Origin of the sequence: Streptococcus alactolyticus (assembly GCF_012277075.1) — a bacterium.
Lineage (GTDB): Bacteria > Bacillota > Bacilli > Lactobacillales > Streptococcaceae > Streptococcus > Streptococcus alactolyticus.
Window position 1 is genome coordinate 476,246 of sequence record NZ_JAAXMT010000005.1, and the last position, 13,795, is coordinate 490,040.

At 40.8% G+C, this 13,795-nt stretch carries 14 protein-coding genes and 2 pseudogenes; all 16 read right to left on the bottom strand.

The features are described from left to right. Nucleotide 1: 1 nt before the first annotated feature. Nucleotides 2-812 (bottom strand): annotated as a pseudogene (locus tag HFK82_RS04255) (PTS system mannose/fructose/sorbose family transporter subunit IID). Then, nucleotides 805-1,599, bottom strand: coding sequence for a PTS mannose/fructose/sorbose/N-acetylgalactosamine transporter subunit IIC (locus tag HFK82_RS04260; RefSeq protein WP_168260920.1), 795 nt, complete (start codon nucleotides 1,597-1,599; stop codon nucleotides 805-807). Before HFK82_RS04260 ends, HFK82_RS04255 begins: the two are co-directional and overlap by 8 nt. 11 nt (nucleotides 1,600-1,610) lie before the next feature. Continuing rightward, nucleotides 1,611-2,087: pseudogene (locus tag HFK82_RS04265) on the bottom strand (PTS sugar transporter subunit IIB). Nucleotides 2,088-2,296: 209 nt separating this feature from the next. Further along, nucleotides 2,297-3,016, bottom strand: coding sequence for an acetolactate decarboxylase (gene budA / locus HFK82_RS04270; protein ID WP_154454269.1), 720 nt, complete (start codon nucleotides 3,014-3,016; stop codon nucleotides 2,297-2,299). A 37-nt stretch (nucleotides 3,017-3,053) separates the two neighbouring features. Beyond that, a complete protein-coding gene (alsS, locus tag HFK82_RS04275; RefSeq protein WP_168260921.1) occupies nucleotides 3,054-4,727 on the bottom strand; it encodes an acetolactate synthase AlsS in 1,674 nt (557 codons plus the stop codon). Nucleotides 4,728-4,905: 178 nt separating this feature from the next. Next, on the bottom strand, nucleotides 4,906-5,079 hold the full coding sequence (locus tag HFK82_RS04280; RefSeq protein ID WP_168260922.1) for a sec-independent periplasmic protein translocation protein TatC: 174 nt from the start codon (nucleotides 5,077-5,079) through the stop codon (nucleotides 4,906-4,908). Then, on the bottom strand, nucleotides 5,063-6,298 hold the full coding sequence (locus tag HFK82_RS04285) for a tetratricopeptide repeat protein (RefSeq protein WP_168260923.1): 1,236 nt from the start codon (nucleotides 6,296-6,298) through the stop codon (nucleotides 5,063-5,065). The genes HFK82_RS04280 and HFK82_RS04285 overlap by 17 nt, the downstream gene beginning before the upstream one ends. Continuing rightward, entirely contained in the window at nucleotides 6,288-7,472 is a 1,185-nt protein-coding gene (locus HFK82_RS04290) for an AI-2E family transporter (RefSeq protein ID WP_168260924.1), read from the bottom strand. The genes HFK82_RS04285 and HFK82_RS04290 overlap by 11 nt, the downstream gene beginning before the upstream one ends. 87 nt (nucleotides 7,473-7,559) lie before the next feature. After that, nucleotides 7,560-8,039 carry an NUDIX hydrolase gene (locus HFK82_RS04295; RefSeq protein ID WP_168260925.1) on the bottom strand — a complete coding sequence of 160 codons (480 nt, stop codon included), beginning with the start codon at nucleotides 8,037-8,039 and terminating at the stop codon, nucleotides 7,560-7,562. Nucleotides 8,040-8,137: 98 nt separating this feature from the next. Next, nucleotides 8,138-9,184 carry a dTDP-glucose 4,6-dehydratase gene (rfbB, locus tag HFK82_RS04300; protein ID WP_168260926.1) on the bottom strand — a complete coding sequence of 349 codons (1,047 nt, stop codon included), beginning with the start codon at nucleotides 9,182-9,184 and terminating at the stop codon, nucleotides 8,138-8,140. 133 nt (nucleotides 9,185-9,317) lie between these two features. Then, nucleotides 9,318-9,911, bottom strand: a complete 594-nt coding sequence (locus HFK82_RS04305) for a dTDP-4-dehydrorhamnose 3,5-epimerase family protein (protein WP_154454276.1) — start codon at nucleotides 9,909-9,911, stop codon at nucleotides 9,318-9,320. After that, a complete protein-coding gene (gene rfbA, locus HFK82_RS04310) occupies nucleotides 9,911-10,780 on the bottom strand; it encodes a glucose-1-phosphate thymidylyltransferase RfbA (RefSeq protein WP_154454277.1) in 870 nt (289 codons plus the stop codon). The genes HFK82_RS04305 and rfbA overlap by 1 nt, the downstream gene beginning before the upstream one ends. Nucleotides 10,781-10,891: 111 nt before the next feature. After that, nucleotides 10,892-11,680 carry a Nif3-like dinuclear metal center hexameric protein gene (locus HFK82_RS04315; protein WP_154454278.1) on the bottom strand — a complete coding sequence of 263 codons (789 nt, stop codon included), beginning with the start codon at nucleotides 11,678-11,680 and terminating at the stop codon, nucleotides 10,892-10,894. Next, on the bottom strand, nucleotides 11,667-12,353 hold the full coding sequence (locus HFK82_RS04320; protein ID WP_154454279.1) for a tRNA (adenine(22)-N(1))-methyltransferase: 687 nt from the start codon (nucleotides 12,351-12,353) through the stop codon (nucleotides 11,667-11,669). Before HFK82_RS04320 ends, HFK82_RS04315 begins: the two co-directional genes overlap by 14 nt. Nucleotides 12,354-12,453: 100 nt before the next feature. Beyond that, nucleotides 12,454-13,107, bottom strand: a complete 654-nt coding sequence (gene nth, locus HFK82_RS04325; RefSeq protein WP_168260927.1) for an endonuclease III — start codon at nucleotides 13,105-13,107, stop codon at nucleotides 12,454-12,456. Next, the gene (locus HFK82_RS04330) at nucleotides 13,104-13,784 is read right to left on the bottom strand and encodes a DnaD domain-containing protein (RefSeq protein WP_168260928.1); all 681 of its coding nucleotides are present in this window, start codon (nucleotides 13,782-13,784) and stop codon (nucleotides 13,104-13,106) included. The genes nth and HFK82_RS04330 overlap by 4 nt, the downstream gene beginning before the upstream one ends. Nucleotides 13,785-13,795 lie beyond the last annotated feature (11 nt).

The window sequence follows — 13,795 nt, forward strand, 5'->3', positions numbered from 1 at the left end:
CCTACGCTTTCAAAATTCCAAAATAAGATAATATAATTGAGAGGATAATAATACCAAAAATAATTTGGATAACAGATACTTTTTTACTTGCAATCAATTTATAGACAGCTACGGTTAATAAAGCAGGTAGTAACGAAGGCATGATTTTATCTAGCACTTCTGTTTGTAAAGGTAGGGAAACTTCTCCTGTTTTAAAAACAGTAGCAACGTCGATTTTGACAACAGAGGCTACCAAGGCACCAATAACAGTCAGTCCCATGATGGAAGCTGCCTCTGTAAAGACACTAAGGCGTTCACCTAAAGCTGTTATTAGCTTAATCTCTGATTTGTAACCGATGTTAAACAATTTAAAACGGAATAACAAGAAAAGCAGATTGAGTAAAAGCCAGACAATTGCTCCTGTCGGATTTCCCTCTAGTCCCATATAAGCAGATATAGAACCAATGATGGTTGGATAAAGAACCCAAACAAAGGGTATCACCAATACCTGCCAAAGGCCCCATCATCCCTGTTTTAAAACTTTTAACCGCATCATGAGCAGCCGCCCCATCTTTTTCTTCCATTGCCACACTTGCCCCCAGCAAAACATTAGCCATCCAAGTTGTGGTATTGAAATATTTAAAATGATTATTCAAAGAGGCTAGGTATTCATTATCATTAGGGTAAATTTTTCGTAGTAATTTATTTAATCCAAATACAACTGCTGGTCCTTGTTGTGTTTCATAATTGAAAGTGTTACAAGCCATAAACATGTATCTAAAGGCTGCTTTATTAATGTCTTTAGTGGTTACGGTATCTTTTTGCTTACTCATCAAAATCATCTCCCATATCTTCTACAGTATTAGCACTAGTTGTAGCGACTTTTTGAGTCGTGGTTGTAAAGTAGTAATAAGCTAAAGCTAGTCCAATGATAGAAACCCCTACAATTGGTAGGCTAAGATAAGCCGTTAAGACAAATCCAATCAACAATAGGGATAGATATTTTTTAGCTGGTATCACTTGTAACAACAACGCAATCCCCACAACAGGAAGCATATTACCAGCAACCGTTAGGCCAGTTGTCACCCAATCAGGGACATAATTCAAGATTAACGTAACAATTTGTTCACCGAACAATACACATAAAGCTGTTGGAATCGCCATTGATAGCCCAAAAATAAGAGGACCAAGCCAAAGGATGCGATTCATTTTATCAAATGGTTTGGCATTTGCTGCCTTTTGTGCCCAGTGTGCAACATAAGTATTTAGGATTTTAGCTAGTACATCTAATTGAATGCCTAACATACCAACAGGAACCCCTACTGCCAGAGCAACAGATTTGGCATCTTCAATATTGTTAGTACTCTTTATAGCGACATAACCACCAACCAATGCTGCCAACCCCCAGTTTGGAACCGATGAGCCTCCAATATTTGCGACACCTAAAGACATTAATTGGAAGGTTCCACCAATAACCATGGCTGTTTCCATATCGCCCATAATAAGACCAACAAACAATGACACCATGATAGGAAACCAAGTCACAACTACTAGCCCTTGTTGATCCAAAACGACCCAAAATGATAGTAAAATAATTAAAATGCCTTGAATAATATCCATAGTGATCTACCTCAATTAATGTAGCTACTCATTGGTTCTTCAACATCATTTGGAACAAAATGGAAGGTTACTTCCACGCCAAGATTTTCCAATTCTTTCAAAGCACTGATTTCTTCCTCATTGACTGAAACCATCTTTTTAACAGTTTGCTTACCAGGACCATCAAAAATGATTCCGATATTAACTTTAGGAATAGCTACGCCTCCTTTAGCTAAGTCAACTAATGTTTGAGGGTGGCGGACAATTAGAAAAACGTTGTGACTGTCGTATTTTCCTGCTGCAAAATTAGTAATGGCTGTGTTTGTATCGATGATAGACATTCCTGTTCCTGCTGGCTTACTCATTCTCATAGCTGCCTTTTGAACTTCATCTTTGCTAATATCATCATCGACAACCATAAGGCGTTTGGCCTTGGTAAATCCTGCTCACTGTGTGACGACAATACCGTGAATAAGACGTTGATCGATTCTTGCTAATACTACTGACATAATGTTTTCTCCTTTTGTTATCGTTTACATTGGTTATTTTATCAACATCAATACGGGAAAACAATAGATTTCAGGCATTCTGAAACTTAGTCAGTGAGGTTGGGAAAAGTATTAAACGATGACACTTTTTCCCACTTGATAAGAAATAAAAAAGAGCACTACCTTCTACCCAAATGGGTAAAGGTAATGCTATAAATCATATATAAAGCTCACTCACTTTTTTCAATATCTTCTTTCAAATCATCAATATTGAAGGTTGCAAAGAGGTATTTTCGGTCTTGAACTGGGAAGCGTTGGTCTAATTGGTCAACGGGGCCAACTTCGACAATGCCTTCTGTGATGGTAAAGTCCATGATGTGGCCGCCAAAGGTCAAATCATCAGAGATAAAATGCAAGTGGTAGCCTGCCACACTAACGCCGTGGAACATCTCTGGGGTCCAAATCCCTACAATCGTTCCTGAAATGTTCTCACAGGTGTACTCTGGTTGTCTTGTGGCAACGTCTGCAAACTTAATATTAGGAGCTGATTTTGGAATCATGCGAACGTGCATTTTTGAAAAATTCCCTTTGATTTTAATGGAACGGAAGAGGTTTTGCCCGTCATAATAAGACTCGATGCGTCTTTTGAGCTCGGTATCGGTCATTTCAAAGCGTTGTTTAAAAATCACTTCTGCTTGATGAAAAACGACAGCAGCATAGGGAACGGTCACATCATCAGAAACCTCTACCACTTCTGCTTTGCCGTTAGAACCTTTGGCTTGATAGGCCTTACCATCAAGAATAATCAACTCACCATCAATCGAATCCAGCGTTCCAATTCCCAAATCACCGTGCTGCAAAAGCTCGCCGATGGTCATTGTTCCACCGTAAAGCCCCGCCATCAAAGCACTTAAGGTATTGTATTGAAATAGTTTAATAACGTCTGACATTTTACTTCACTTTCTTTCCTAACATCCTTACCGTTTATCAATAAAATTCATCCGGCAAAATGGTTTCACCTAGCTTGATATTGTCCTTATAATCAATAGGAATATCAATCAAAATCGGACCGTGTTTGACTTCTTCCAAGACTTGTTTTAAGGTCTGTTCGAAGGATTCTTTGCCGTCAACACGATAACCTTTGGCACCGAAACTTTCAGCGTATTTGACAAAATCAACCGGACCAAAATCAACGCCAGAAGAACGCCCGTATTTCATTTCTTCTTGGAATTCAACCATGTTGTATTTGCCATCATTCCAAATCAAATGAATGATCGGCAATTGGAAGCGCACAGCCGTTTCTAATTCTTGGGCAGAAAAGAGGAAACCTCCGTCGCCTGATATTGAAATAATCGTGGTGTTAGGGCGTATCAGGGCCGCTGAAATAGCCCATGGCAAAGCAACTCCCAGTGTCTGCATCCCATTTGAAAAGAGCAGGTGACGCGGCTCATAAGATTTGAAATAACGCGCCGTCCAAATGTAGTGACTTCCCACGTCAACAGTTACGGTCATGTCATCTGTGGTGTTGTATTGCAAAACATCAATAACATCTAGTGGGTGCACCAAACCGTCTTTTGTTTTTCGGTCAAATTTCACATCTTCGACAACGTTTTTCTTAAGGTTTTGCAGGTAAGCCACCGATGTTTTTGGCAAGGAATAACCGTTGATGGCTGGCAACAAGAGTTGAATCGTATCAGCAATATCACCAATCAATTCACGCTCAGGTTGGAAATAAGTGTCAATTTCAGCCTGAGCTACGTCAATCACAATGATGCGAGCTGAAATTTCAGCATTCCAGTTGCGTGCCTCGTATTCGATTGGGTCATAGCCAATAGCAATCACCAAATCCGCTTTTTTGAGCAACATATCACCTGGTTGGTTACGGAAAAGACCGACACGGCCAAAGAAGGTATCTTCTTCTAGTTCACGCGAAACAATTCCTGCGCCTTGGAACGTTTCAACAACTGGCAATTTGACAGCAGTCAACAATTGACGAATGGCTTGCGTTACCTTGCTCGTTGAGGCACCATTTCCCAACAAAAGAACAGGTAGTTGCGCATTGCGAATGGCTTGTGCCAAATAATTGATGTCATCCACGGAAGCAGAACCCAATTTAGGGTCAGTAAGTGGCTTGATGGCTTTGACAGACACCAAACTATCGGTCACATCTTGTGGAATAGATACAAAACTAGCTCCAGGTTTGCCTGATTTTGCTTCACGATAGGCGTTGGCGATGGTTTCTGACAAGGTATTTGGGTCATTGACTTCCACAGCATATTTGGTGACAGGCTCCATCATGGCAACGTTTTTCATAGATTGGTGCGAGCGTTTCAACAAATCAGAACGTTTCACTTGCCCAGAAATAGCCAAAACAGGGTCGCCCTCATCTGTTGCCGTTACTAAGCCCGTCGCTAAATTGGAAACCCCTGGACCGCTGGTGGTAATGACCACACCAGGATTACCTGTCATGCGTCCAATACCTTGCGCCATAAAAGCAGCATTTTGCTCATGACGCGCCACAATCAATTTCGGTCCTTTATCCTCCAGCGTGTCAAAGACACGGTCAATCTTAGCTCCAGGAATTCCGAAAATATACTCCACATCATGATTAATAAGGCTATCAACAATCAAGTCTGCCCCATATTGCTTATTCTCGCTCATTAGCTCCCCCATCTCTTTTATTTTATAGTATTTTTTCGATATTTCACAAATATAAGTCAATTATATCATAGTTTTTGACAGACTTTGTGAATAAATACTTGTGAAATTTTTCTTTTAACATAAAAACAAAAGGACTCTTCACCACCGATTAAAAGAGACAAAGAGTCACTGGTTTGGGCTACTTTTGCTTTGTTCTGATAAAATCGTAAATAGTCATCACTACAAAGCCAGCAAACACAAGGATAATATTGCGCACGGGTTCGCCGCTTTGGTCAAAGAACATCAATAAAATAAAAATCGTGATAACCGTAATCAGATTGCTAATCAGCAAATCTCTAAAATTCATCTTCATGTAAAAATTCCACCATATTGACATCATCAGGAACCAAGGTCAGATAATGTTTAGCCACTTGATGCGCATGCTCTTTTTGCCCAAATTCTCGCAAAATGTAGGCATAATCATGCAAGAATTCTGGGTTTTCGCCCAAATCTGCAGCCAAGTCATTGTACAAGGCCAAGGCTTTTTTGTCAGCTTCTAGACCTTGATAGGCTTTGGCGATATTCCATTTGGTCAACACATTATCAATGGGCTCTTTGGCAAAGGCGATGACGTCTTCATAGCGTTCTTCCTCTAAATACAAATTGGTCAAACGCATCAAGACTTCTTCTTCGTCTTCTGCGACCTCTTTAGCACTGAGCAAATAACTTTCGGATTGAGCAGCATCGTGCAATTCATAAGCTAATTGTGAGGCTAATAACAACAAGCGAGCATCAAACGCATTTTTGCTGATTCCTTTTTGTGCCATACGCAAGGCTTCTTCAGTCTTGTTTTCTTCGTGCAAGGAAAGGGCATAAACGTATTCATACCCTTGAAAATCAGGGTCCATGGTGTCCAATTGTTTGAAGTAGGTATTGGCTTTTTGGAATTCGTCTTGGTCATACAAAATGGTTGCCAATTCAAAGACCGTTTCATCGTCGTATTCGATTTCAATGGCTTTTTCCAAAAATTCAACGGCTGCTTCAAATTTACCAAGGCTAGCATAAGCTTTACCGATGCGTTGGTAGGTTGAAATACCTGTCATTTCTAAGACATCGCGGTTATCCAATTTGGCATATTCCTTGATGGCTTCTGAAAAATGACCCAATTCCATTTCGATTTCTGCTAATCCAAAAGTCACCAAAGGCTCGTCGCTGATTTGAGAGGCTAACAAGAGTTTTTCACGCGCCACATCCGCCAAACCTTCCATATCGTAAATGTCCGCCATCACCAATAAAGCCGACAAATAAGCGTCACTATCAGGTGAAATGGCATCCAAATAAGTAAAAGCTGCCTCAATATCACCATCCTCAGCCGCAATCTGTGCGAGATTGATATTGACCTCAGGGAAAGACGCACGCTCTTTTTCATAGATGGTTTTTGCTTGATTTAAAAAACCAATGCTTTCAAGATATTCCGCTAACTCAAGCAATGCCTCATCGTCATCTTCCTTTAAAGCTTTTTTGAAATATTTATTGGCATGCTCCAAATCTTGATTTTGGATGGACACTACCATTTTTTCACTATTCAGCATGTTCGGCTACTTGTCCTCCTTCTTCTTCCTTCAATTCTTCGTACAAACCACTGACACGCTTGTACCACGCAAAAATTTCGGTCACAATAACTTTAGCCGAAGCGTACAATGGCACCCCTAAAAAGACGCCCCACACGCCAAACAGGGCTCCAGCCGTCAACAAAATAAACATAATGGTGATGGGGTGAATGTTCAAGCGGCTACCCAAAACCAATGGGGATACAAAACGCCCTTCAATAGTCTGCTCAATTGCAAACACAATCAGAACCTTGACTAACATAATCGGTCCTTGCACAATTCCCATAATCACAACAGGAACCATGGCTAGAAAACTTCCCAAATAAGGAACCATGTTCAAAAAGCCTGCCAAAATCCCAAAGGTCGCTGCGTAGCGAATGCCTATGATGTTAAAAAAGACGGTAAACATAATCCCAACCACAATAGCAACGGTTACCTGACCTTGAACGTAACCAGCCAATTGTTTGTTAATGTCTCCCAAAACACGCGAAATTGGTTGACGTGTTCTGGTAGGAAGGGCTTGAATCAAAGCTTCCTTCATCTTGCTACTGTCACGTAGAAAGTAAAACAAAATGAACGGTGACATGATAATTGCTACGGTCACACGGGCAAAGGTGCCTGCAAAAGTAGATGCCAAATCAATGGCATTTCTAGAAAAACTTTCTGCATAATCAACGGCTTTGGTTCCAATATTAGACACCATATCACTCAATTCTTTTTGATAAACCAGTAACCAAGGGCTATCCAATAATTTATTGACTTCATGGTTGGTGCTTCTCACATAATTTGGGAGATTTTCGACAAAAGAAGTCAGCTGAGTTTCAATCATCGGAATGAAGCTGGCTACCGCCCAAACCAAAAGGGCTGCAATAATGGCAAAGACAATGAAAATCGACATCGTACGATTGACACCGCGCCGTTCAATGAAGCTCACCAGTGGCTTAATGAGGTAATAAAGAAGGCCTGAAATAACCAAAGGCAGCATGATTACAGCAACCACTGAGACTAAGGTTGTAAATAAAAATGAAATCTTGGTAAAGAGATAAAGGGTCAAAAACACCAAGAAAGTGACTAAAACAGCAACCACAGCTTGATTGTCTAAAAACCACTTAAAAAACCAAGAATCTGAAAATTTCTTTTCATTTTGCTGATGCATAACGTATTCCTTTCCAAACCACTATAATCCTACTTAGACACCATTATAGCATTTTTGAGCAAAATAACCACATTTAAGCAAAGTAGCTCAGTCGTAAAAAATAACCTCTTTATCAACCAATTCTTGCTGGTCGTTATAGACAAATTTTGCTGAAAAGAAGGGCACATCATCCAAAATCCATTTGAACATCTCATAATCCCCTTCCCAAGTTGGTTTTGAGAGCACTTTATCATAAGGTACCCATTCTAAAGTACCCTCTCTTGATTCCTCATCTGAAATCAATTCTCCCTCAAAATCAGTGACCTTAAAGACATAAGTGTACCAGTCATGACCTGGGGTGAATTCTGGAAACGTAATCACACCCTTGAAATCCATTTTTTTAACCGTTAAATGCGTTTCCTCAAAAATCTCACGTTTGGCACACTCATCAGGCGTTTCACCCGCTTCCAATTTTCCACCTACTGAAATCCATTTCCCGTGATGGACGTCGTTTGGCTTTTTATTTCGATGCAATAATAACAAGGCTTGGCCATTGTCAATGTAACAAATGGTGGCTAGTTTAGTCATTGTGATTTCCTCTCATGTTTGGCGTATTTTCTGATATTCTCATCTTGTCAAACGCAAAAAACACCCTACCAACAGTGTGATAGGATGCTAGACTGTGATTATTTGATGACTTGTTGCATTTTAGCGTATTTCGCTTCAACAGCGTCTTTTTCTGCTTTCCACCAATCTTCATGGTCAGTGTACCATTTGATCGTGTCTTCAAGTCCTTCTTCAAAGTTTGTGAATTGTGGTTCCCATCCAAGTTCTTCACGAAGTTTTGTTGAGTCAATCGCGTAACGAAGGTCGTGACCTGCACGGTCTGTAACGTGGTCGTAAGCGTCTTTTGGTTGACCCATTTTTTCAAGGATAAGTTCAAGAACTTCTTTGTTATTCTTTTCACCATCAGCACCGATAAGGTAAGTTTCACCGATATGTCCTTTAGTCAAGATAGCCCAAACACCAGTCGAATGGTCGTTGGTGTGAATCCAATCACGAACGTTTTTACCATCACCGTAAAGTTTTGGTCGAATACCTGACAAGATGTTCGTGATTTGACGTGGAATGAATTTTTCGATGTGTTGGTATGGTCCGTAGTTGTTTGAACAGTTAGAAATAGTTGCTTTCACACCGAAAGAACGTACCCAAGCTTTAACAATCAAATCTGAAGCAGCTTTGGTTGATGAGTAAGGTGAACTTGGGTTGTAGTTTGTTTCTGCTGTGAATTTTTCACCTGGACCTTCACCATGTCCTGGAAGGTCTTCACGAAGAGGAAGGTCACCGTACACTTCATCTGTTGATACATGGTGGAAACGAATATCATATTTACGAGCAGCTTCCAACAAAGTGTACGTTCCAACAAAGTTAGTGTGGATAAATGGGCTTGGATCCTTCAATGAGTTATCGTTGTGGCTTTCAGCCGCATAGTGAACAATAGCATCCGCTTTTGCTGCTAATTTATCCACCAATTCAGCATCGGCAATATCGCCAACAACCAATTCAACACGATCACCTAGAATTTCTTCTAGGTTAGCACGGTTACCAGCGTAAGTGAGTTTGTCAAGGACTGTCACATGAACGTCTGGATGATTATTATAAACATAATGTACGAAATTTGAACCGATGAACCCAGCGCCACCAGTTACGATGATATTTTTGTATTCTGACATAATTTAAGATACAAAGGGACATTTTGCTTGTGCAAAATCTCGTAGAAAATAGAACATCTTTTCTCAGAGATTTAGTCCCGTGTTCTGTTTTTAAAAAACGGAACATTCCTTTCTGATTTATTTTTATTTGGTATTACAAATCGTCTTTGCTTAGTGGTTTAACGTCTTTTAATAATGGGTGGTTTTTGTCTGCTTCAGACACTTCCGCTTCTTCCAAGTTTTCCCATTTGATGCCCAAAGTTGGGTCGGCGTAGTTAACAAAGGCATATTTAGGTTTTAATTCTAAAGCCCAGTAGTCATTAACCAAGTAGCTGTATGACACTTTATCAGACAAGACTTGGAAACCATTGGCAACGCCGCGAGGAACGAAAATCCCTTTTGAAGCATCGATAACGGTTTGATACACATGACCAAAGCTGTCGCCTTCACGCAAGTCAACCCATGAACCAAGGACTTTTCCTTCATCAGCTACTGAGATGTATTTATCCCATGGTTCTGCATGAAGCCCACGCAAAACATTTTTATGTGAAAAGCTGACATTATTTTGCAATTTGCCTTCTGCAAAGAATGATTCTGGAAAACCAAGCGGTACCATTTTTTCTTTTTGGAAGTTTTCTTTGAACCAACCACGGTTGTCGCCATGCACAGGAATATCAAATTCAATCATTCCTGGGATGGCTTCGATGGGACGTGCAGCTAAAGCTTTACCAAAAAATTGTTCTGTCATTATTCTTCTCCAATCAAACGAAGCAAGTATTTACCGTATTCGTTTTTCTTCAATGGTTGTGCGAGATTGTGCACATCTTCTCTTGTGATGTAACCCATACGGTAAGCAATTTCTTCCAAGTTAGCAACTTGAAGGTTTTGCATACGTTGCACGGTTTCAATGTATTGGGCTGCTTCCAAAAGGCTTTCGTGTGTTCCTGTATCAAGCCAAGCAAAGCCACGTTCCATCACTTCAACAGAAAGGTCGCCACGTTCAAGGTAAACTTTGTTAACATCTGTGATTTCAAGTTCGCCACGCGCACTTGGTTTGATGTTTTTAGCAATCTCAACCACGTCATTGTCATAGAAATAAAGACCTGTGACAGCATAGTGAGATTTCGGATGTTCTGGTTTTTCCTCGATTGAAATAGCATTTCGGTTTTCATCAAATTCAACCACACCAAAACGTTCTGGATCTTTTACTTGGTAACCAAAGACAGTAGCACCTTTTTCCTTGCTGGCTGCTTTTTGAAGCATTTTGCTAAGTCCTGGTCCATGGTAGATGTTGTCACCCAAGATAAGAGCAACATTGTCATCACCGATAAATTCTTCACCGATGATAAAGGCTTGAGCCAAACCATCTGGACTTGGTTGCACAGCATAAGTCAATGAAATACCGAATTCTGAACCATCACCAAGTAATTCTTCAAAACGATGGATATCTGTTGGCGTTGAAATGATTAGGATATCACGAATCCCTGCCAACATCAGTGTAGATAGTGGGTAATAAATCATTGGTTTATCATACACTGGCATAAGTTGTTTTGAAGCTGCACGAGTCAAAGGGTACAAACGAGTCCCTGAACCTCCTGCTAGAATAATACCTTTCATACTAGGTCTCCCTCTTACATTAATTATTCAAGCCTATTCTATCATTTTTTTCAAATGCTGTCACTAAGTTTCCAGATTTTACACTGGACTTACCTTACTTGTCCTTCACATTTACAAATGGTAAAACGGATTCGTTGGGGCTTGACTGGCGATAAATGTGACATCCCAGTCTTGCTCAGCTTTCCAAGTTTCGCATTTTTCAATGACTTTTTCAATAAATAACACTTCGATGTGGTGACCTGGGTCAATAGCCATCAAACCATTGGTAATCATTTCTTGTGCAGTGTGATAATAAATATCGCCTGTGATGTAAACTTGTGCCCCTTTGGCTAAAGCATCGTGGTAAAAACTTTGACCACTGCCACCGCAAACAGCCACACGGTTAATCAGCTGGTCCTGATTGCCATAAGCCACCAAACGCACACTATCCAAGTGAAAGGCCTCCTTCACAGTCAAGGCAAAATCTGAAAAAGCCTGCTCTTTAATCGTGCCAATGCGCCCGATACCATACCCGTCTTTGGTCGGAATCAATATTTCTGTATTTGTAATCCCCAAACGTTCGCAAAACCAATCATTTAATCCATCTGGCACAATATCAATATTGGTATGACTGACGTAAACAGCGATGTCGTGTTTGATTAAATCCAAGTAAATCTGGTTTTGAGCTGTTGCCACCAAATCTTTAAGTGGTTTAAAAATAGGAGCGTGTTTGACAATGATCAAATCCACATTTTTAGCAATAGCTTCCGCAACTGTTGTTTCACGGACATCGAGAGCTACCATCACGCGGTTGATATCCTTGTCCAAGGTCCCTATTTGCAAGCCTGAAATGTCACCCTCCATAGATAATGCTTGCGGGCAATAGGCTTCGTAACGGGCAATAAGATCACTTGCTTTCATGGATAACCTCCTTAATGGCATCTATTTTTTGAATCATAGCAGTGCGGTCAGCCACACGATTTTCAGGAATATGAGACAAAGCCAGTTCCAGTTTGGCCAGTTCACGTTCCCAGCGAGCACAAAAAACAGGCGATTTGGCTTGCATAAGAAATGGTCCAAAGCGCAAATCTTCGGCTGATAAATGCATGTGACCGTGTTCGACTACCATAATTTCGTAATACTTATCGTTTTCGGTCATGATGTGTTCAGCAACCAATTTAAATCCATTGGTCATCAACCAAGCACGCAATTCATCTTCACGGTTATTGGGTTGTAAAATCAAGCGTTCAACGCTAGCTAATTTTGCTTTTCCTGCTGCTAAAATCTCCGCAATCAGGCCACCACCCATGCCACAAATCGTAATAACATCCACCTTATCTTCTGGCTCAAATGCTGCCAAACCATTGGCCAAACGAACAGCTATCTTGTCATTCAAGCCAGCGTTAGCCACATTATGAAGGGCTGATTCATAAGGTCCCTTGACCACTTCACCAGCAAGAGCAAAGGAAATGGTATTGTCTTCAATCAAAGCAATGGGCAAGTAGGCATGGTCACTTCCCACATCTAATAAACGTGCGCCCTGCGGTACAAATTCTGCCACAGCCGCCAAACGTTGTGATAATACTGTCTGCATAAGTCTTCCTTCTAAATCTTCATTCACCACATTATTATATCAAAAAGGCACCCGGCTTACAAAAAGCGATGGCAATATAAAAAAGCTGAATATCAGCTTTTTACTTGGTATTTTTAACATGATCCTTGTAGTATTTGCAGTAACTTTGGACTGGGCAAATCGCACACTTAGGATTTTTGGCTAGGCAAAAGTAACGCCCAAAGAAAATCAAGCGATGATGTGTCACAATCCAATCCCTTTTAGGAATTTTCTTCATCAAATCATGCTCAATTTCAGTTACACTCGCGTCTTGTGCTGAGATATTAAGGCGCTTAGCAACACGAGAAACATGGGTATCTACGGCAATGGAAGGCACTTTGTAAATCTCTGCCAAAACAACATTGGCAGTCTTGCGCCCCACTCCTGGCAGGCTTTCTAGTTCCTTGTGCGTCTTAGGTACCACGCCGTCAAAATCCTGCAAAACAGCTCGCGCCGTTTTTACAATATTACGAGCCTTGTTTTTATAGAGCCCAATCGTTCTCAAATCATTTTCAACATCGACCACATTTGCCGCAGCCAAATCCGCGATAGTGGGGTAATGTTGCCACAACTGAGGGGTTACCTTATTGACCGATTTATCTGTTGTCTGTGCTGATAAAATCACAGCCACCAATAATTGAAAAGGGGTTTGATAGTCTAATTCACAGTGTGCATCAGGATACATCTCACCAATAATGGCCAAGACCTTGCGCAAACGTTCTCTACCTAATCTCATGAGTCACTCCATAAATCCATTGCTGACAAAAAGTCATCTGATACGAATACTTTGTTGGTTTTGCCACCTTCACGCTCCTTGCGATTTTCCTCAACTTGACGCACAGTGGTAATGCCCTCACGGCGCCAATTACGCAAAATAGCCGTAATATATCTCCAATTGGTTTTACCATTGAAAACCGCTTCACGCAAGGCTTCCCGAACCAAATCAGGATCCGCTTGGTCCTCACGAATGGTTTGCTGCAAATCCTCCAATTCAAAGGGGCTAAGCATCCGACCCAATTCGCGCTCAAAATCCTCAACCAAGGTTTTGATCGGATTGTCAGAAGCTTGCTTTTCTGGGGTTGTATTAGCTTGATCTTGCAATTGATCCAAGCGGGCTAAAACGGGGCTAGCATCAAAAAGCACTTCAATCTCATTGCCCAGCTCAATGGTTTTCATATCCAAAAGCCCCTGAGCCGTCAAATCTGAAATGGTACTGTTGACCTCAGCCACGGTTTTATTTAAGGCAGCAGCTATCTGACTAGGCGCCAAATCCTCCATTTTTGTAGTGTTTTGCAAATAAATAAATTGCCAAATCACAAAATCATCGGCGCTTTTAAAAATATCCTTATAATGAAATAGCAGAGCACTTGGCAAAACCAAATTGCCCGATTTAAAATTGTCTAAAAAACTCATGACACTATCTC